Below are 18,850 nucleotides of genomic sequence, written 5' to 3' on the forward strand. Positions count from 1 at the left end.
TGACGATGCGCAAGGCGGTCCGGATCGGCGTGCTGGCCGCGGTCATCGGCGTGTCCGGCACGGCGGCGGTCTACGTCGCCACGCAGGACCGGCAGGGCATCACGGCCATCTCGGCGTCGGCCGCGCCCTCGGGCGCGGCCGTCACCGGCGGGTACACCTACGAGCGGCTGGAGAACCCGGCCCGGACGGTCGTGCGCGACGCGGCGGGCGCGCAGCTCGCGTCCTTCACCGACGGCTCCCGCACGGCGATGCTGACGGGCCGCTCGCGGACCTTCACCGAGCCGAAGTTCACCAAGGTCAGCATCACCTCGACGGCCTGGATCCGGCTCGCGCCGCAGGTGTGGCACGGGGGCGCGGAGAAGGAGAAGTGGTTCACCGACTGGCTGCCGAAGGCGGTCGGCGACACCGATCCGGACATCCTGGCCATCGCGTTGCAGTACACCGACGGCGCGGCCGACCAGACCGCGAAGAAGCTGCGGATCGCCGGGGACGCCAACTTCGGCCCGGACAGCGCCGAGGGCCGGCTCGAGAAGTCGGATTTCTACGACTACCTGGGCATCGGCTGGGACTTCCCGGGTGGCGTCCACGAGGCGGCGGAGCCGGCGCGAGCGCGGTCGCTGGACTGCTCCGGGTTCGTGCGGATGGTGTACGGCTACCGGTCGGGCTACCCGCTGCTCGGGACGAACACGAAGGGCCCCGGCCTGCCGCGCCGGGCGTGGGCGCTGTCGGAGCTGGGCCCGGGCACCGAGGTCATCCACGACGAGAAGAAGCAGGCGACGGACTTCAGCACGCTCCAACCGGGTGACGTGCTGTTCTTCAACCTCGAGCCCCAGCTGGGGACGCAGGTGTCGCACACGGGCATCTACCTGGGCATCGACAGCGACGGCCACCACCGCGTGCTGTCCAGCCGGAAGGTGGCGAACGGGCCGACCTTCGGGGACGCCGGCGGGGTGTCGCTGATCGACGGCTCCGGGACGTACGCGAAGGCGTTCCGCGCGGCGAAGCGCCTCTAAGCCACGTACGTCACCTTGACGCACCTCGACCGGCACCGGAGAGTGGAGCCGATACCCACGCGTCGGCAGGTGGAGGAACCCGGTGAGAGTCCGGGGCGGTCCCGCCACTGTCATCGGAGAGCGCTGTATCCGATTGCCCCTCCGAGGGAGGGAGTACGTCGGGGCTCCGAGAGCCAGGAACTCCGGCCGGCGCGCCCGTCTACCCGGGGCGCGGACCCCGAGGAGGAACCTCGTGATCCTGCTGCTGTCCACTTCGGACACCGACCTGCTCAGCGCCCGTTCGGCCGAGGGCTCGTACCGGCTCGCGAACCCGTCGCGCATCGACGTCGGCGAGCTGCCCGCGCTCTTGGATGGCGTGAAGATCGTGGTCGTCCGGATTCTCGGCACCCCGCGGACCTGGCAGGACGGCCTGGACACGCTGCGGGCGTCGGGCGCGCACGTCGTCGTCCTGGGCGGGGAGCAGACGCCGGACGCCGAGCTGATGAAGCTCTCGACCGTCCCGGCCGGCATCGCCGCCGAGGCCCACGCCTACCTGGCGCAGGGCGGGCCGGCGAACCTCACGCAGCTGCACCGGTTCCTCTCCGACACGCTCCTGCTGACCGGCGACGGCTTCGAGCCGCCCGCCCGCCAGCCCGAATGGGGCGTCCTCGAACGTCCTTCGCGGGGTGACGGCCCGGTCATCGGCATCCTGTACTACCGGGCGCACCACCTGTCCGGGAACACGCACTTCGTGCACGCGCTCGCCGACGAAATCGAAGCGGCGGGCGGGCGCGCGTTGCCGATCTACTGTGCTTCGCTGCGTACGCGCGAGCCGGAGATGATGGCCGAGTTGGGGAAGGTGGACGCCCTGCTGGTCACGGTGCTCGCGGCGGGCGGCACGCGGCCGTCCGAGGTGGGCGCCGGGGGCGACGACGAGGCGTGGGACGTCGCCGAGATGGCCGCGCTCGACGTCCCGATCCTGCAGGCGCTGTGCCTGACCAGCGACCGCGAGACGTGGGCGGCCAACGACGACGGCCTGTCGCCGCTCGACGCCGGGAACCAGATGGCCGTCCCGGAGTTCGACGGGCGGCTGATCACGGTGCCGTTCTCGTTCAAGGAGCTGGACGAGGACGGTCTCCCCCGGTACGTGCCGGACACCGAACGCGCGTCCCGCGTCGCTCGCATCGCGCTGGCGCACGCCCGCCTGCGTCATACCCCACCGGCTTCTCGGCGGATCGCGCTGATGCTGTCCGCGTACCCGACGAAGCACTCTCGCGTCGGCAACGCGGTCGGGCTGGACACGCCGGCGTCGGCGATCGAGCTGCTGCGGCGGATGCGCGCCCAGGGTTACGACCTGGGACCGGACGCGTTTCCCGGCGTCGACCCGACCGGCACCGACCAGCCCGACGGGGACGCGTTGATCCACGCGCTGATCGCCGCCGGCGGGCAGGACCCGGAGTGGCTGACCGAGGAACAGCTGTCCGGCAACCCGATCCGGGTGCCCGCTTCCCGGTATCGCGAGTGGTTCGCCGAGCTGCCCGCGGAGCTGCGGGCGGGCGTCGAGGAGCACTGGGGCCCGGCGCCCGGTGAGCTGTACGTCGACAACGGCGACATCGTGCTGGCGTCGCTGCAGAGCGGCAACGTGATCATCATGATCCAGCCGCCGCGCGGGTTCGGCGAGAACCCGGTCGCGATCTACCACAACCCGGACCTGCCGCCGAGCCACCACTACCTGGCCGCGTACCGGTGGCTGGAGGAGGAGTTCGGCGCGCACGCGGTCGTCCACCTGGGCAAGCACGGGTCCCTGGAGTGGCTGCCGGGCAAGACGGCCGGGCTGTCGGCGTCGTGCGCGCCGGACGCGGTGCTCGGGAACCTGCCGCTGGTGTACCCGTTCCTGATCAACGACCCGGGCGAGGGCGCGCAGGCGAAGCGGCGGGCGCACGCGACGATCGTCGACCACCTGATCCCGCCGATGGCGCGCGCGGAGTCCTACGGCGACCTGGCGCGGCTGGAACAGCTGCTCGACGAGCACGCGAACATCGCGGCGATGGACCCGGCGAAGCTGCCGGCGATCCGCGCGCAGATCTGGACGTTGATCCAGGCGGCGAAGCTGGACCACGACCTCGGCGTCGACGAACGCCCGCACGACGCGGAGTTCGACGACTTCCTGCTGCACATCGACGGCTGGCTCTGCGAGGTCAAGGACGCGCAGATCCGCGACGGGCTCCATGTGCTGGGTTCGGCGCCGACCGGCGAAGCACGCGTCAACCTGGTGCTGGCGATGCTGCGGGCACAGCAGATGTGGGGCGGCAAGCAGGGCGCGGTGCCGGGGCTGCGGTCCGCGTTGGGACTGAAGGAAGACGCGCCGCTGTCCGAAGTGGACACTGTCGAGACGACGGCTCGTGCGTTGGTCTCGGAGATGGAGGCGCGCTCGTGGGACGTCTCGGCGGTTGCGTCGGTGACGTCGGACGCCGAGGTCGCGCGGGTGCTTTCGTTCGCGGCTTCCGAGATCGTGCCGCGACTGGCGGGAACGTCCGCGGAGCTGGACGCGGTGCTGCACGCGCTGGACGGCGGGTACATCCCGGCAGGGCCGAGCGGATCGCCGTTGCGCGGGCTGGTGAACGTCCTGCCGACGGGCCGCAACTTCTACACGGTCGACCCGAAGGCCATCCCGAGCCGGCTGGCGTGGGAGACGGGGCAGGCACTGGCGGACTCGCTGCTTCGCCGCTATCGCGAGGACAACGGCGACTGGCCGCGCTCGGTCGGGTTGTCGGTGTGGGGAACGTCGGCGATGCGCACGTCGGGCGACGACGCGGCGGAAGTCCTGGCGCTGCTGGGAGTCCAGCCGGTGTGGGACGAAGCATCGCGGCGCGTGACGGGGATCGAAGCGATTCCCCTGGCGGAGCTGGGCCGGCCGCGCATCGACGTGACGATCCGGATCAGCGGCTTCTTCCGGGACGCGTTCCCGCACGTGATCACGCTTCTCGACGACGCGGTGCGCCTGGTGGCCTCTTTGGACGAACCGTCGTCGGAGAACTTCGTCCGGGCGCACGTTTCCGCGGACATGGCCGCACACGGCGATTCCCGCCGGGCGACAACGCGGATCTTCGGTTCGAAGCCGGGCGCGTACGGCGCGGGTTTGCTGCCGTTGATGGACAGCGGAAACTGGCGCGACGACAAGGACCTGGCGGAGGTGTACGCGGTCTGGGGAGGTTTCGCGTACGGCCGAGACCTGGACGGCCGCCCGGCGCGCGAGGACATGGAGAACTCGTACAAGCGCATCGTGGTGGCGGCGAAGAACACGGACACGCGCGAGCACGACATCGCGGACTCGGACGACTACTTCCAGTACCACGGCGGGATGATCGCGACGGTCCGGGCGTTGACGGGCACGGCCCCGGCGTCGTACGTGGGCGACAGCACGTCCCCGGACGCGGTCCGCACGCGGACGCTGGGCGAGGAGACGGCCCGGGTGTTCCGCGCCCGGGTGGTCAACCCGCGCTGGCTGGCGGCGATGCGACGGCACGGGTACAAGGGGGCGTTCGAGCTGGCGGCCACAGTGGACTACTTGTTCGGCTTCGACGCGACGGCGGGCGTGGTCGGCGACTGGATGTACGAGAAGCTGACCGAGTCGTACGTGCTGGACGAGGTGAACCAGGAGTTCCTGCGGCAGGCGAACCCGTGGGCGCTGCGGGGGATCGTGGAGCGGTTGAACGAGGCCGCGGACCGGGGGCTTTGGGAGGAGCCGGACCCTTCGCTGCTGGAGAAGATGCGCGAGGTGTACCTGTCCCTGGAGGGTGACCTCGAGTCGGAGTAGAAACGCCTGGGAAACGCGGGCCGGAGTTGGGTGGCGGCCATGATCACCGCTGCCCCTCCGAAAACCCGTCCCTGGGCGCTTCCCCTCGTCTGCCTCGGCGCCGCCCTGCTTTACGCCTGGAAGATCGGCGACGGGCAGCTCGGGAACACCTACTACTCCGCCGCCGCCAAGTCGATGACCGAAAGCTTCACCAACTTCCTCTTCGGCTCCTTCGACCCCTACGGCGTCGTCACCGTCGACAAACCGCCGATGGCCCTGTGGCCGCAAGCCCTCTCCGTCCTGGTTTTCGGCTTCCACGGCTGGGCCCTGCTGCTGCCCCAGGTCCTCGAAGGCGTCGCCGCGGTGTTCCTCCTGCACCGCACCGTCCGGATCTGGGCCGGCGAGAACGTCGCCCTCCTGGCCGCCGCCATCCTCGCGCTGACCCCGGTCACCGTCATCATCAACCGCGACAACAACCCCGACACCCTGCTCGTCCTCTTCCTCGTCGCCGCCGCGTACGCGCTCACCCGCGCGCTCCGGGACGGCCGGCACTGGCTGTGGTGGTGCGCCTTCTTCGTCGGCTGCGGCTTCCTCACCAAGATGCTGCAAGCGTGGATCATCGTCCCCGCGCTGGTCGCCGCCTACCTCGCCGGGACGAGCGGGCCGCTGCGACGTCGCCTGCTCGACGTCCTCGGCGCGGGCCTCGTGCTCGTCGTCTCGTCGTTCTGGTGGATCGCGCTCTACGACTGGTGGCCCGGCGCCAAGCCGTATATGGGCGGCAGCGAAGACGGCTCCGCGTGGGACCTCGTCTTCGGCTACAACGGCTTCGGCCGCCTCTCCGGCGACGGCGAAGGCGGCGGCATGATGATCATGCGCAACGGGCAGCAGACCATGAGCTCCTTCGGCGGCGACCCCGGACCGGGCCGGATGTTCAACGACCTCGTCGGCGGGCAGATCTCGTGGCTGCTGCCGCTGTCCCTCGTCGTCCTGGTCGTCATCGGGCGCCGGTGGCGCGACGCCGGCTGGCTGCTCTGGGGCGGCTGGCTGCTCGTGACGGCCGTGGTCTTCAGCTTCGCCGGCGGCATCTGGCACCCGTACTACACGACGGCGATGGCCCCCGCCGTCGCCGCGGTCTCCGCCGCCGGGCTGGCGCTGCTGTGGCGGCGGTACCGGCGGACCCTGCTCCCCCTGGTCATCGCGCTGACCGCGGCCTGGGCGTTCGTCCTGACTTCGCGCGACACGTCGTTCCACGGCTGGACGCGCTGGGCGGTCGCCGGCACCGCCGCGGCGGCCATCGCGGGCCTGCTCGTCGCGCGCGACCGGTGGACACTCGCCGCCGCGCTGGTGCCGCTGCTGCTCACGCCCGCCGTGTGGTCGTACGCCGCCGCGCAGAGCACGTCGGCCGGGACGCTGCCCGCCGCCGGCCCGGCCACCGGACCGGGCGCGCCGCCCCCGCCGTCGCCCGGCGGACCGGGACCGCGGTTGATGCTCTCCGGCGGCGACGGCACCGCCACGCTGTCCGACGAGCAACGCCGCATCCTCGACTACGCCCGTCGCGACGGGACCGAAATCACCCTGGCGGTGAACGCCGAAGCGGGCGCGGTCGCGCCGTTCCTCATCGACTCCGACGCGACCGTGATCGGCATGGGCGGCTTCGGCGGCCGCGACGACGCGCCGTCGGTCGCGCAGCTCGACCGCTGGCTCGCGGAGGGCAAGTTGCGGTACGTGTTGAGCGGCGCCGGCACCCCGCCCGGGCCGCCGCGGAGCCCCGTCCAGGGCGAACGCCAACGCTGGATCGAGCAGCACTGCACGATCGTCGACGCGGGCGCGTACGGTGGCGGCCACCCGGGCCCGACGCGCGTCATCGGCGGCGCGGACACGCTTTACCGGTGCCGCTAACGGCGAGGAAACACCGCCGCGGCGATCATCGGGGCATGCGGGTATTGGTGGTGGAAGACGAGCCGATGCTCGCGGACGCGATCGCGGAGTGGCTGCGCGACGAGTCGCACGCGGTCGACATCGCCCACGACGGCGGTGCCGCGCTCGACCGGATCGCCGTCCACGACTACGACGTCGTCGTGCTCGACCGGGACCTGCCGGTCGTGCACGGCGACGACGTCTGCCGGCAGGTCGTCGCGTCCGAGGCGGCGACGCGGGTGCTGATGCTCACCGCCGCGGTCGAGGTCACCGACCGCGTCGCGGGACTGTCCCTCGGCGCCGACGACTACCTGACGAAGCCGTTCGCCTTCCCCGAACTGGCCGCGCGCATCCAGTCGCTGGGGCGGCGCTGCCGGCCGGCCGCGCCGCCGGTGTTGTGCCGCTCCGGCGTCACGCTCGACCCGGCGCGGCACGAGGTGTTCCGCGACGGGCGCTACCTGCCGCTGTCCAAAAAGGAGTTCGCCGTGCTCGCCGAGCTGCTGCGCGCGGACGGCGCGGCCGTGTCCGCCGAACACCTGCTGGAGAAGGTGTGGGACGAGCACGCGGACCCGTTCACCGGCGCCGTCCGGCTCACCATCCTCAAGCTGCGCCGCAAGCTCGGCGACCCGCCGCTGGTGGAGACGGTCACCGGCGTCGGCTACCGGCTCCGGTGAGCCTCCGGCTGCGGCTGACCGTCCTGTACGGCGGCCTGTTCCTGCTGGCCGGCGGCGTGCTGCTGGGCGTGACGTACCTGCTGTTCACCCAGCAGGTCGGCCGGCGGGTCACGGTGATCTCGGGCAGCCCGCCGCCGGGACTGCCCACGCTGCCGTCGCTCGAGGCCCTCGACGAGCAGGCGCGGCAGGTGCGCGCCGCGGCGGCGACGTCGCTGCTGACGCAGGGGGCGATCGCGCTCGGCGCGGTGGCGGTGCTGGCGGCCGCGCTGGGCTGGCTGGTGGCGGGGCGCGCGCTGGCGCCGTTGCGGCAGGTGACGGACACCGCGCGCGGCATCGCGGCGGCGGCCGACCCGGGCGGCCACGCGCGGATCGCGTTGCGCGGCCCGGACGACGAGGTGAAGGACCTCGCCGACGCGTTCGACGTGATGGTCGAGCGCCTCGACCGCTCGTTCGACGCGCAACGCCGGTTCGTCGCGAACGCGTCGCACGAGCTGCGCACGCCGCTGACGTTGAACCGGTCGCTGGTCGAGGTGGCGATGCACCGCCGCACGGCGTCGGACGACGTCCGGCAGCTCGGCGGCAAGCTGCTGGAGATCAACGCGCGGCACGAAAAGCTGATCAGCGGGTTGCTGCTGCTGGCCCGGTCGGAGAGCGCGCTGACCGAGCGCTGCCCGGTCGACCTGGCGGCCGTGGTCGCGCACGTGGTGCCGCCGGAGGTGCTCGCCGATCTCGGCGAGGCGACGGCGCCGGGCGACGCGCTGATGCTGGAGCGGCTGGCGCACAACCTGGTGGAGAACGGCCTCCGCCACAACGTGCCGGACGGCTGGGTGCGCGTGACGACCCGGTCGCGGCCGGGGCGGGTGGAGCTGGAAGTGGCGAACAGCGGACCGGTGATCCCGCCGGCTGAGGTGCCGGCGCTGTTCGACCCGTTCCACCGGCGGGCCCGGGTGGCTGCCGAGGGCGCGGGGCTGGGGTTGTCGATCGTGCGCTCGGTGGCGCACGCGCACGGCGGGGAAGTCGTCGCGACGGCGCGGCCGGAAGGTGGCTTGGTGGTGGTCGTGACGCTGCCGGCAGCTTGAGGTGCGTTGCTTCGGGGCGCCGCGCTTCGGCGCGCTCGCCCGCACCGCCGATCGTTTGCCCGCACCGCCTCGCCCTCGCCCGCCGCCGCCTCAGCCGCACCGCCGCGCTCGTTTGCTCGGCACCGCCTCGCCCTCGCCCGCCGCCGCCTCGGCCGCACCGCCGCGCTCGTTTGCTCGCACCGCCGCTTGCCCGAATCTCCGGCGCCGTTGCCCTTCACCGCCGTAGCGCCTCGCCTCGGCGCGCGGGAAACCGGCCGCAGCCTTACTCTCCCGCCTCCGCCACCACGCGGAACCGGCTCGACCTCACCCGCGCGTCCTCGATCGCGGACCAATTTCGGATATTCCGGCGCTTATCGCCCGCCGTTTCCCCCTATCCGACCTTCGCGTCTTGACTTCATCAATGGTCTAGTCCAATAGTTTGTCCACCCTCGATCCCCACCGGGAGGACAGATCATGCGCAGGAGCAGACTGGCCGCCATCGGGCTCGCCGCCGCCACTTTCGCCGCCACCGCCGTGAGCCTCGTGCTCGGCGCGCCGTCGGCCACCGCGGCGTTGAGCAACAACTGGTACGCCGCCGCGCCTTACCTGATGCCCGTGAGCAACAACCCGCCCGACCCGATCACCGTGATGAACGCGACCGGGCTCAAGGCGTTCCAGCTGGCGTTCATCCTGGCGCCCAACGGCGGCGGCTGCAGCCCGACCTGGGACGGCACCAACGCGGTTTCCTCCGACACCACGGTCGCGAACGTGATCTCGCGGATCCGCGGCGCGGGCGGCGACGTCTCGGTGTCCGTCGGCGGCTACGGCGGCACGAAGCTCGGCCAGACCTGCGGCACCGTCGCGGCGACCGCCGCCGCCTACCAGCAGGTCATCACGAAGTACTCGCTCAAGGCGATCGACTTCGACCTCGAAGAGCCCGAGTACGAGAACACCGCGGCCATCGCGAACGAGCTCGGCGCGGCGAAGACGTTGCAGGCCAACAACCCCGGCCTCTTCGTGTCGGTGACCATGCCGGGCACCGCGGCCGGCACCGGCTGGTTCGGCACACAGCTGCTCGACCAGGCGAAGTCGATCGGCTTCACGCCCAACAACTTCTCGATCATGCCGTTCGACGGCGGGTTCAACGGCGGCTCGTCGCAGGTGTCGGCGCTGGAAGCGTTCCACGGCCTGCTGACGTCGCACCTGGGGTGGGACAGCGCGACCGCGTACTCGCACGAGGGTTTCTCGGGCATGAACGGCAAGTCGGACGCGGCGGAGATGTTCTACACGGCGGACTTCCAGACGGTCTACGACTACGCGACGAGCCACGGCCTCGGCCGCTTCACGTTCTGGTCGGTCAACCGCGACCGCGCCTGCGTCGGCACGACCGACAACGGCGTCTGCAGCAACGTCCCGCAGAACGACTGGGACTTCACGAAGTTCAGCGTCCGCTTCGCCGGCGCTACGCCGCCGCAGACGACGCCGACCGCGACGACGACCCCGACCACCCCGGGCGGCGGCTCCTGCACCGCGGCGGAGTGGGACCGGACGAAGGTCTACGTCAAGGACGACGCCGTTTCGCACAACGGCCACAAGTGGACGGCCAAGTGGTGGACGCAGGGCGAAGAGCCCGGCACCACCGGCGAGTGGGGCGTCTGGGCGGACAACGGCGCCTGCTAGAACTCGAGGTGGGTGTTCTCGCGCTGGACCTCTGGGGTCAGCGCGGGAACCTCCACGACGTGCCGCCCGGCTTCGCGCAGCAGCTCGGTACCCCGGGCGTCGACGAAGACGGGCGGCTCGCGCCAGGCGAACACGACCCGCGGGATCCCGGCGTCGAGGATGAGCTGCGTGCAGCTGCGCGGGTGCGAGCTGCGGTGGCTGCACGGCTCCAGCGAGCTGTACATCGTCGCGCCGGCCAGGCGCGGATCGCCGGCGCACTTGGCGAGCGCGGCTTCCTCGGCGTGGTTGAGCGGATCCCCCTCACCGGAATGCCCGGTGGCGACGACTTCGCCGGCGGCGTCGGTGATGACGGCCCCGACCCGGAAGGTGTGGCTCGGCGGGCATTCGGCGGCGAGCGCGATGGCTTCCCGCAGGCGCGCGATGTCCCGGCCGGTCGGCTCGGGCGCCGCGCGGTACCGGAGGATCGCCATCCCCTGCAGTTCTTCGGCGCTCGTGAGGAGCAACGGACGCGGGTAGAGCCCGGGCCCGACGAACCGCGGCGCGTCCGGCTGCCCGACGAAGAACGGCGCGATCGCGAGCCGCAGCTCGTCGGCGAGGCCTTCGGTGAGGAACCGGGTGTGGATCCCACCGCCGCCCTCGACCAGCAGGTTTTCGATACCGCGCGCGCCGAGGTCGTCCAGGACCCGCGCGAATTCGGGTGGATTCCCGGCATCGACGACGGTGGCGACGTGCTTCAGCGCGTCGGCGGCGCCAGGCGGGGCGTAGACGATCTTTTCGGTGTCCCCGACGGTGAAGAACTGCGCGTCGGGGTCGAGGCCGCGGGTGGTGACGGTGACCTTGACGGGTTGTTCGGGTTTCCCTCGTTCCAGACGTCGTCGCCGCAGCTCGGGGGATCGCACGAGCAGCCGCGGGTTGTCGGCCCGCACGGTCCCGGCGCCGACGAAGATCGCGTCGGCCTCGGCCCGCAACCGGTCCACGACGGCGAAATCGTCCTCTGTGGACAGCACGAGCCGCTCGGGCGAGGTGTCGTCGAGGAAGCCGTCGAGCGACTGCGCGGCGGACAGCAGGACGTGCGGCCGGGTGATCACGCGGCCCAGTATGCCGTAACGCCCTCGGCCGTCCGGGCGTCTCACGACGTATCCCTGTCGAGCCCATCCCCCGGAGCTTTCTGAACATGACAACGCGAGGCTGGTACAAGGAGCGGACGCTGACCACGGTCGACACGGTCGGCCGCGAGGTGTCGGTGACGACCGGACTCACCCGAGACCCGGAGGGCCGCCTGGTGGCGGCCATAGCGATCAGCGACGGCCCGACGGCGATCTACCGCTACGCGGGCGACGTGGGAGAAGGCACGGAGCTGGTGTGCAACGCGACGGACACGGTGAAGGAACTCCGCCGGTTGGCCAGCATGGGGCCGACCATCTAGCGGAGGTCGGGCCGGGCGGGGCCTCGGCGTGCTGCCGGAGCCCCACGGCCCCGGCTGCGCGCGAGCCGCCCGCCCGCGCAAGGCCCGCCCGGCTCGGCCGAGCGGGCCGGCCGTGGATTCGTCCCGTGCCGGCGTCAGGCGGGCAGGACCGCGTACTGGCGGACGTAGAGGTCCGTGTACGTCACCGGGCCGCGGGGGCCGGGGACCTTGTCGAGGTTGATGCCGGTTTCCGGGACCGCGAGCAGCTTGAAGCCGTCGAGGAGGCGGGTCGGGGCGTTCCAGAACACGCCCGTGCCGGTGTAGCCGTCGAAGAACGCGTCGGCGGCCGAGGTGTCCTCGGTCGCGATGCCCGCCGCCAGGCCCGAGGTCTGTTCGTTGGCGATCTCGACCGCGTCGGCGAGCGCGCCGACCTTGGCCACCGTGACCGTCGCCTCGCGGTCGGAGTCCAGCGCCCACTCGTAGCCGATCGCGTGCTCGTGCGGGGCCAGCGACGGCGTCACCCCGCGCTCCGCCAGCGCGTCGGCGATGCCGGGCCAGACGTCGTCGTGGATGCCCTCGTGGATGAGCAGCAGGTTCAGCCGGTTGCACACGCCCAGCCGGTCGAGGCTCGCGAAGACGAGGTCACGCACCTTCGTGACGTCCGCGCCGCGGTCGACGTACAAGACGCCGCCGCCGTCGGCGTGGGCCAGCGTGCGCACGCCGTGGACGGCCGCCTCGGTGGCCAGCGCCCGGGTGCTGTCGCCGCTGCCGCGCAGGATCACCAGCGGGACCAGGTTCGGCAGCCGGACCAGCGCGGACGCCGCCTCGCGCTCCGTCCGCGGCACCAGCTGGACGCAGTCGGCGTCGATGCCGGCCTCGGTCAGCGCCGGGGCGATGACGACCTCGCGCAGCCGCTGGGCCGAGCCGAGTGCGGCCGAGCCGGTGCGCAGCACGCCCGCGTTGCGCGACTTGACCAGCTGCGACGCCACGTCGACAGTCACGTTCGGCCGCGCCTCGTAGTTCGCGCCGATGACGCCGACCGGGCGTCGCCGCTCGACCAGCTTCAGCCCGCCGTCCAGGGTGGACACGTCGACCGAGCGCTCCTGGTGCGGGGCGCCGGCGAGCAGCCGCAGCTGCTCGGCCATGCCGGTCAGGCGCTCCGGGGTGATGGTGAGCCGGTCGAGCAGACCGGCACTCATCCCGTCGGCCTTCGCGCGCTCGACGTCGGCCTGGTTGGCCTCGAGGATCTCGTCGCGGTGGGCGAGCAGCCGCTCGGCCATCCCGGTCAGGGCGGCGTCGACGGCTTCGGCACTCGCGGCGGCGAGCGACGGCGCGGCCAGCTTCGCCGCCCGTGCGCACTCCTCCACGGCCTTGGCGACCTCGTCCATCGTTCGTCTCCCTCCGCGCGGACCAGCGGAGACCAGTTTGCCGCATGGGCGTGGCTAGGCGGCCACGGGCTCCAACAGCCACAGCCCGCCGGCGATCAGGCAGCTGATCGTCGCGACGGCGAAGACCAGCACCCACAGCACCGGCGGCACCGCGGTGAGCCGGCCCAGCTGGTCGGCGTCGGAGTCGCGGGCCTGGCCGCGCCGCCGCTTGACCTGCAGCTCGACCACCGGCCGCACGCCGCCGAACAGCAGGAACCACGTCACGAGGTAGCTGAACGGAGCCTGCACCTCGACCGGCGCGACGAACGCGACCAGCGCGAGCACGACGGCGCTGACGACGACGGTGAACACCCCGTAGGCGTTGCGCACCATCACCAGCACGCCGAGCAGCAGCAGCGCGATCAGCCCCAGGACAGTCCCGACCAGGTCGGCGCCGAGCAGGCTGGCGAACAGCAGCCCCAGCACGGACGGCGCCAGGTACCCGGCCATCGCGGTGAAGGCCATGCCCGGCCCTTCGGGCTTGCCGCGCGAGACGGTGACGCCCGAGGTGTCCGAGTGCAGCTTGATGCCCTGCAGCCGCCGCCCGACCAGCACGGCGGCCAGCGCGTGCCCGGCCTCGTGCACGATGGTGACGCAGTTGCGCGCCATCCGCCACGGAGTGCCCCCGACGAGCACGACCAGCAGCGCCACCCCACCGGCGACGAGCGTGATGACGGCGGGGGTCTGGGCCTGCTCGAGCAGCGACGGAGTGGTGGCGGCCGCACGGAGGGCAGCGCCGACGCCGGCGCGGGCCGGATCGCCGAGCGCGAGTTGAACGGGCGAGCTCACCCGAACACCTCACCACAGGCGACATCTGGCTACGGTGAGTCCCCACGGCTCGCGGTTTCGCGGCTTCGGGTAAGGGGTCGATGTGGTCTCCTTTCGCGGGTTTGGTCGGCGCGGCGGGTTCGGCGGTGCGCGGACGGCGGGAGCGGGGCCGGCGGTGCTCGCTCACCGGCGAGTGAGCCGCGGCCCTCGGCGGGCGCGGGCCCACGTGGGTCGCGCGGGCGGCCGCCGGACTCAGGCTGGCGGCGCCTGCTCACCAGTGGGGCAGCCGCGCCTGGCGGCCGCGGACCCAAGCGGGCAGCCCACGCCGCTGGGATCGAGCCACCCCAGCGCCGGGCGGTACTCGCGTGCCGGCGGACGAGCTGTGGCACTGGCGAGCGCCGCGCGAGGCAGCCGAGCGGGCGCCCGATCGAGCCAGGCTCGGGCAAGCAGAGCCTGCTCACCAGCGCGTGAGGTGTGGCCCGGGCGGGCCCACGCGGGCAAGCGGTCGGCCGCTGGATTCGAGCCGACTCGGGCCGGCTGTGCTGCTCGCCAGTCGGTCAGCCGCGTCCTGCGGCCGCGAGCCCACGCGGGACGAGCGGCGGCTGCCGGACTCGGCTCGGCGACGCCGGCTCACCAGTGAGTGAGCCATGGCCGACGCGGACGCGCAGCCAAGCTACCGAGCCGACGCGATCGGCAAGCCACCCAGCCGAGAAGGTCGGCCCTCAGCTCAGCGGGACTCCCTCATCCGGGCCTCTCCCTCCACTCTGAACAGGAACGACGCCCAGCTCCGGAACGGCGCCCACGCTTCGGCGATCTCCGCCAGTTCCTCCACCCCCGCGTCCGGGAGGTGGTACGCCTCGCGCATGATCTCGTGGAGGCGCGTCTCGGCCCTCGGAAACACGTCCGGGTGGCCTGCCCCGCGGATCAAGATCAGCTCCGCGCTGAACCTGCCCACTCCCGGCAGGACTTGTAGCTGTTTCAGTGCTTCGTCCGCCGGCATCGAGCGCAGCGAAGCCGCGTCGAGGGCGCCGTCACCGGCCGCTTCCGCGATCGCTCGCAAACGCTGCATCTTCGGCCCCGACAAGCCCGGCAGGTACTCCAGCTTCGCCAGCACCGCCGGTGCCGGGAACGACGTCAGGACGCTGCCGCCGACCTCTACCTCCGTTCCGTGGCGCTCGGCCAGGCGGCGGCGCAAGCGGACCGCCTGTGTCATCCAGATGCGATGGCTCAGCACCGCCCAGCACGCCGCCTCGTACGGGGACGCGAACAGCACCGGGCGCAACCCCGGGTGCAGCTCCTGCAGCAGGGACACCACCGGGTCGCGGCCGGCGACCTCGCGGAAGCCGGTGCCGTCGATGTCGAGTGAGCACATCCTCGTCACCTGGGCCACCACCGCTTCCGCCGACGCAGGCGAGCCGTGGACCTCGACCGACACCTCACCCGGCGATCTCTGGCGCAGCACCACTCCCACCGGGGTCCACTCGCCGTCGAGCGGGAACGCCACCCGGAGCGCGCCCGGTTCCGCTTCCGGCTGCCCCGCCGGCGCGAAGCCGGTCAAGAACCTGGCCGCCGCGGCCAGGTCGAACTCGCCCTGCACCGTGATCTCGTTGCCCAGCATGGAAATCGTCATCTCTCCTCCTCGGATCGGGACCTCGGCTGCGACGCTAGGCCGGGACACCGACAATTCCGGGGCTCGAACGCCTGAGCCCGCGGATTGTTCACTCGATCGAGTGCAGTGGATTTGACATACTGCCGGTATCCGAGAGGAGCGCAATGCCGACGAAGACCGCCACCGAACGCCTCGAAGCCCTGCTCGAAACGCCCGCGAAGGCCGGCGACGGCTACCTCGACCTGCTGGGCACCGCCCCCCAGGCCGGCCCGCCGACCGGCCTCACCCAGCGCCTGATGCGCACCACCCTCCTCCCGCAGGTCTACGAGCGGTACTGGCGCCCCGCGCTCGGCCGCGCGCTCAAGGGCCCGCTCGGGCCGAGCATGGCGGGCGAAGTCTGGATCGCGACGGAACTGCTCGCCCTGAAACCCGGCGACACCGCGCTCGACGTCGCCTGCGGGACCGGCCGGTTCACGCGCGCGTTCGGCGCGGCCGTCGGGCCGGACGGGCTCGCCGTCGGCCTCGACGGCGCGCGCTCGATGCTCGGCAAGGCCGCGGCCGAAGCAAGCCCTGGCTCCGTCGCCTACCTGCGCGCGGACGCCGTGCACCTCCCGCTGAAAGAGTCCACTGTGGATGGCCTCTGCTGCTTCGCCGCCCTCCACATGTTCGCCGAGCCCGAGACCGCGTTGGACTCCTTCGCGCGCGTGCTGAAACCCGGCGGCCGGATCGTGTTGCTCACCAGCGCCCGGCGGGGCTGGCAACCCGCGCGAGTCGCGGAGACCGTCGGCGGGATCCTGAGCGGGCAGCGGATGTTCGACCGGGGCGAGATCGCGGCGAGCCTGCGCGCCCGCGGCTTCACCGGGATCACCGAGCGGTACGCGGGCGTCACGCAGATCGTGGCGGGCCGGCTGAGCTGAGCACCGCGGATTGTCGGTGCTGGCGGTTAGCATCGCCCCATGACCCACCACGAGCCCGTCCCGCCCGACGACAGCTACCTGCGTTCCCTGGTCGAGGCCACCGCCGACGCCGTCGCGGCCGCCGAACCGCTGTCCTCGCCGCACACCGGCGCGGACGAGGCGACGCGGGCCGAAGTGACCGCCGCGGTCGAGCGCAGTTCACCCGATCTGGTGGCGTTGAGCCAAGATCTGCACGCCCACCCCGAGGAGGGGTTCGCCGAGCACCGGTCGGTACAGGCCTTGGCAGACCTCCTGAAGCGCCACGGCCACGAAGCGACCGTCGGCGTCGGCGGGCTCGACACCGCGCTGCGCGTCAGCACGCCACCTCGGGACGGTCCGCACATCGCCGTCCTCGCCGAGTACGACGCGCTGCCCGGGCTCGGCCACGCCTGCGGTCACAACGTCATCTGCACGACCGCCGCGGGCGGCTTCCTCGGCGCCGCCACCGTCGCCGAGCGGCTCGGCGGCCGCGTCAGCCTCATCGGCACGCCGGCTGAAGAAGGCGGGGGCGGCAAGGAGATCCTCGCCCGCGCCGGCGTGTTCGACGACGTCGACGCCGTGATCATGCTGCACCCGTTCAGCCACGACATCGCATTGCACCCGTTCCTCGGCCGCCGCCAGCTGGAGATGGTCTTCCACGGCGTCGGCGCCCACGCGAGCGCCCAGCCGTTCATGGGCCGCAACGCCCTCGACGCCGCCGTCGCGGCCTACCAGGGCGTTTCCGCGCTGCGCCAGCAACTCCCGCAGAGCGACCGCGTCCACGGCGTGTTCAGCGACGGCGGCGCGCGGCCGAACGTCATCCCGGCGCGCGCCGCGCTGCTGTTCTACCTGCGCTCCCAAACCCCCGACACCCTGCGCGACCTCGCCGCCCGCATGACGTCGATCGCCGAAGGCGCGGCGGCGATGACCGGCTGCGGGGTCGAGCTGATCTGGGACGCCCAGGCCGCCTACCTGCCGATCCGGTTCAACACCGCGCTCGCCGCGCGCTGGACGGCCAACCAGCTCGGTACCGGCCGCAAGCCGCTCCCGCCGGGCATCGTGCCGGAGTCGCTGACCGGCTCGACGGACCTGGGCAACCTGTCGTACCGGATGCCCGCGCTGCACCCGATGCTCGCCGTCTCGGGACCGACGGTTGCGTTGCACACCAAGGAGTTCGCGGCCGCGGCCGGTTCGGAGACCGGCGACGCGGGCGTCCGGGACGGCGCGCTCGGGCTGGCCCTGACCGCCGCCGACTACCTGGGCGACGCCGAGCTGCGGCAAGCGGTGCACGACGAGTTCGAGGCGGCGGGAGGAGCGCTGGACGTACCGTCGTTCTTCGCGTGACGCCTGAGGATTACCTGAGTTTTCTCAGCTGATTCTTCTCAGCAAAGCCTGAGGTATTTCCACAGGCTGTTCACAAGCACGGGCGCGAATCTAGTGCCATGACCGAGAACGAGAGTCGGCCCGGCCCCGCCTCACCCGGTGGGCACCAGCCGCACCAGAGCACCCAGCAGTACGGGCCGTACGCGCAGCAGCCGCAGCCGCAGCCGCCGCACTACGGCTACCAGCACCAGGCCGCGCCGAACCCTCTGTTCACGCACCAGCCGCCGACGGGTCAGGCGCCTACGGCGCTGAAGACCAAGCCGCGCAAGGGCGGCCGCGTCGCGATGTTCGTCAGCGCGACCGCCCTCGGCGCCGCGCTGGTCGGCGGGGTCGGCGGCGCCGCGATCGTCGGCCTGACCACGAACTCGGCCGACGGCGCGACGACGTCGGTGAGCACGCCGGCCGCGAGCGGGCAGACGGTCGCCAACTCGACCGCCTCCGGCGACGTCAGCGGCGTCGCGGCGAAGGTGACGCCGAGCGTGGTCCAGATCAACGTGACCACCGGCGAGGGCGAGGCCATCGGGTCCGGCGTCATCCTCACCTCGGACGGCCGGATCCTGACCAACGCGCACGTCGTCGACGGCGCCCAGAACGTCGTGATCACGACGTCCGATGGCAAGAAGTACCAGGCCAGCGTGGTCGGCGCGGACACCAAGGCGGACATCGCCGTGGTCCAGGCCCAGAACGCCAGCGGCCTGACCGCCGCGACGCTGGGCGACTCGAGCAAGCTCGTCGTCGGCCAGCAGGTGATCGCGATCGGCTCGCCGGGCGGCCTGCAGAACACCGTCACCACCGGCATCGTCAGCGCGCTCAACCGGAACCTGTCCGACATCGGCGAGGGCCAGCAGCAACAGCAGTCGCCGTTCAGCCGCACGTCGAACCAGGCGCAGGACTCGCCGAGCTACACCGCGATCCAGACGGACGCCTCGATCAACCAGGGCAACTCCGGCGGCGCGCTGGTCGACGCCCAGGGCAACGTCATCGGCATCAACTCCGCCCTCTACAGCCCGACGGCCTCGGCCAACGGCTCGGCGGGCAGCGTCGGGATCGGCTTCGCCATCCCGATCAACGACGCCAAGAAGATCGTCGACCAGATCGTGAACAACTAGGACGCGGACGGGCCGTGGTCGGGGCGGTCCGTCCAACCCGCTTTCGGGGAGCGGGGACAGCGAAGGCCGTTTCGAGAGTCAATCGGGGGCTCTCGAA

General features: G+C 72.2%; 14 protein-coding genes and 1 riboswitch. Of the genes, 10 read left to right on the forward strand and 4 right to left on the reverse strand.

Going from position 1 to position 18,850, the window contains the following annotated elements; genetic code table 11:
* Positions 1 to 5 precede the first annotated feature (5 nt).
* The 6 genes from ACERZO_RS39240 to ACERZO_RS39265 all read left to right on the forward strand — a co-directional run bounded on the left by ACERZO_RS39240 (position 6) and on the right by ACERZO_RS39265 (position 10,117).
* A complete protein-coding gene (locus tag ACERZO_RS39240) occupies positions 6 to 1,013 on the forward strand; it encodes an NlpC/P60 family protein (protein ID WP_372671227.1) in 1,008 nt (335 codons plus the stop codon).
* Between the two features lie 72 nt (positions 1,014 to 1,085).
* Positions 1,086 to 1,196: riboswitch (cobalamin riboswitch) on the forward strand.
* A gap of 49 nt (positions 1,197 to 1,245) precedes the next feature.
* Positions 1,246 to 4,809, forward strand: coding sequence for a cobaltochelatase subunit CobN (gene cobN / locus ACERZO_RS39245; RefSeq protein ID WP_372671077.1), 3,564 nt, complete (start codon positions 1,246 to 1,248; stop codon positions 4,807 to 4,809).
* 39 nt (positions 4,810 to 4,848) lie between these two features.
* Positions 4,849 to 6,687 (forward strand): ArnT family glycosyltransferase, encoded by a 1,839-nt coding sequence (locus ACERZO_RS39250; RefSeq protein WP_372671078.1) that lies wholly within the window; start codon positions 4,849 to 4,851, stop codon positions 6,685 to 6,687.
* 35 nt (positions 6,688 to 6,722) lie between these two features.
* Entirely contained in the window at positions 6,723 to 7,379 is a 657-nt protein-coding gene (locus tag ACERZO_RS39255) for a response regulator transcription factor (RefSeq protein ID WP_372671079.1), read from the forward strand.
* Entirely contained in the window at positions 7,376 to 8,458 is a 1,083-nt protein-coding gene (locus ACERZO_RS39260; protein ID WP_372671080.1) for a sensor histidine kinase, read from the forward strand. Before ACERZO_RS39255 ends, ACERZO_RS39260 begins: the two co-directional genes overlap by 4 nt.
* A gap of 453 nt (positions 8,459 to 8,911) precedes the next feature.
* A complete protein-coding gene (locus ACERZO_RS39265) occupies positions 8,912 to 10,117 on the forward strand; it encodes a chitinase (protein WP_372671081.1) in 1,206 nt (401 codons plus the stop codon).
* Here the strand turns inward: ACERZO_RS39265 and ACERZO_RS39270 are convergent.
* Entirely contained in the window at positions 10,114 to 11,205 is a 1,092-nt protein-coding gene (locus ACERZO_RS39270; protein ID WP_372671082.1) for a dihydrofolate reductase family protein, read from the reverse strand. The genes ACERZO_RS39265 and ACERZO_RS39270 overlap by 4 nt on opposite strands.
* Before the next feature lie 86 nt (positions 11,206 to 11,291).
* On the opposite strand from ACERZO_RS39270, the gene ACERZO_RS39275 reads away from it, so the two are divergent.
* Positions 11,292 to 11,543 (forward strand): hypothetical protein, encoded by a 252-nt coding sequence (locus ACERZO_RS39275; RefSeq protein ID WP_372671083.1) that lies wholly within the window; start codon positions 11,292 to 11,294, stop codon positions 11,541 to 11,543.
* A 134-nt stretch (positions 11,544 to 11,677) separates the two neighbouring features.
* Here ACERZO_RS39275 and ACERZO_RS39280 read toward each other — a convergent pair whose 3' ends face one another.
* The 3 genes from ACERZO_RS39280 to ACERZO_RS39290 form a co-directional block, all read right to left on the reverse strand.
* Positions 11,678 to 12,910, reverse strand: coding sequence for an aldehyde dehydrogenase family protein (locus ACERZO_RS39280; protein WP_372671084.1), 1,233 nt, complete (start codon positions 12,908 to 12,910; stop codon positions 11,678 to 11,680).
* A gap of 54 nt (positions 12,911 to 12,964) precedes the next feature.
* Positions 12,965 to 13,738 (reverse strand): M50 family metallopeptidase, encoded by a 774-nt coding sequence (locus ACERZO_RS39285; protein WP_372671085.1) that lies wholly within the window; start codon positions 13,736 to 13,738, stop codon positions 12,965 to 12,967.
* Positions 13,739 to 14,444: 706 nt separating this feature from the next.
* The gene (locus ACERZO_RS39290; RefSeq protein WP_372671086.1) at positions 14,445 to 15,347 is read right to left on the reverse strand and encodes a DNA-3-methyladenine glycosylase family protein; all 903 of its coding nucleotides are present in this window, start codon (positions 15,345 to 15,347) and stop codon (positions 14,445 to 14,447) included.
* A gap of 143 nt (positions 15,348 to 15,490) precedes the next feature.
* Between ACERZO_RS39290 and ACERZO_RS39295 the strand changes: the two genes are divergently transcribed.
* From ACERZO_RS39295 to ACERZO_RS39305, 3 genes are all read left to right on the forward strand, one after another.
* Positions 15,491 to 16,243 (forward strand): class I SAM-dependent methyltransferase, encoded by a 753-nt coding sequence (locus tag ACERZO_RS39295; RefSeq protein WP_372671087.1) that lies wholly within the window; start codon positions 15,491 to 15,493, stop codon positions 16,241 to 16,243.
* 39 nt (positions 16,244 to 16,282) lie between these two features.
* Positions 16,283 to 17,605, forward strand: coding sequence for a M20 family metallopeptidase (locus ACERZO_RS39300; RefSeq protein ID WP_372671088.1), 1,323 nt, complete (start codon positions 16,283 to 16,285; stop codon positions 17,603 to 17,605).
* A gap of 98 nt (positions 17,606 to 17,703) precedes the next feature.
* Positions 17,704 to 18,753, forward strand: coding sequence for a S1C family serine protease (locus ACERZO_RS39305; RefSeq protein ID WP_372671089.1), 1,050 nt, complete (start codon positions 17,704 to 17,706; stop codon positions 18,751 to 18,753).
* Positions 18,754 to 18,850 lie beyond the last annotated feature (97 nt).

The organism is Amycolatopsis kentuckyensis, assembly GCF_041679295.1.
In the GTDB taxonomy this organism is placed as follows: Bacteria; Actinomycetota; Actinomycetes; order Mycobacteriales; family Pseudonocardiaceae; genus Amycolatopsis; species Amycolatopsis kentuckyensis_A.

Coding starts and splice junctions, on each gene's coding strand:
- ACERZO_RS39240 (WP_372671227.1), top strand. CDS start 6: ATGCGCAAGGCGGTCCGGATCGGCGTGCTGGCCGCGGTCATCGGCGTG.
- ACERZO_RS39250 (WP_372671078.1), top strand. CDS start 4,849: ATGATCACCGCTGCCCCTCCGAAAACCCGTCCCTGGGCGCTTCCCCTC.
- ACERZO_RS39255 (WP_372671079.1), top strand. CDS start 6,723: ATGCGGGTATTGGTGGTGGAAGACGAGCCGATGCTCGCGGACGCGATC.
- ACERZO_RS39265 (WP_372671081.1), top strand. CDS start 8,912: ATGCGCAGGAGCAGACTGGCCGCCATCGGGCTCGCCGCCGCCACTTTC.
- ACERZO_RS39275 (WP_372671083.1), top strand. CDS start 11,292: ATGACAACGCGAGGCTGGTACAAGGAGCGGACGCTGACCACGGTCGAC.
- ACERZO_RS39280 (WP_372671084.1), bottom strand. CDS start 12,910: ATGGACGAGGTCGCCAAGGCCGTGGAGGAGTGCGCACGGGCGGCGAAG.
- ACERZO_RS39290 (WP_372671086.1), bottom strand. CDS start 15,347: ATGACGATTTCCATGCTGGGCAACGAGATCACGGTGCAGGGCGAGTTC.
- ACERZO_RS39295 (WP_372671087.1), top strand. CDS start 15,491: ATGCCGACGAAGACCGCCACCGAACGCCTCGAAGCCCTGCTCGAAACG.
- ACERZO_RS39300 (WP_372671088.1), top strand. CDS start 16,283: ATGACCCACCACGAGCCCGTCCCGCCCGACGACAGCTACCTGCGTTCC.
- ACERZO_RS39305 (WP_372671089.1), top strand. CDS start 17,704: ATGACCGAGAACGAGAGTCGGCCCGGCCCCGCCTCACCCGGTGGGCAC.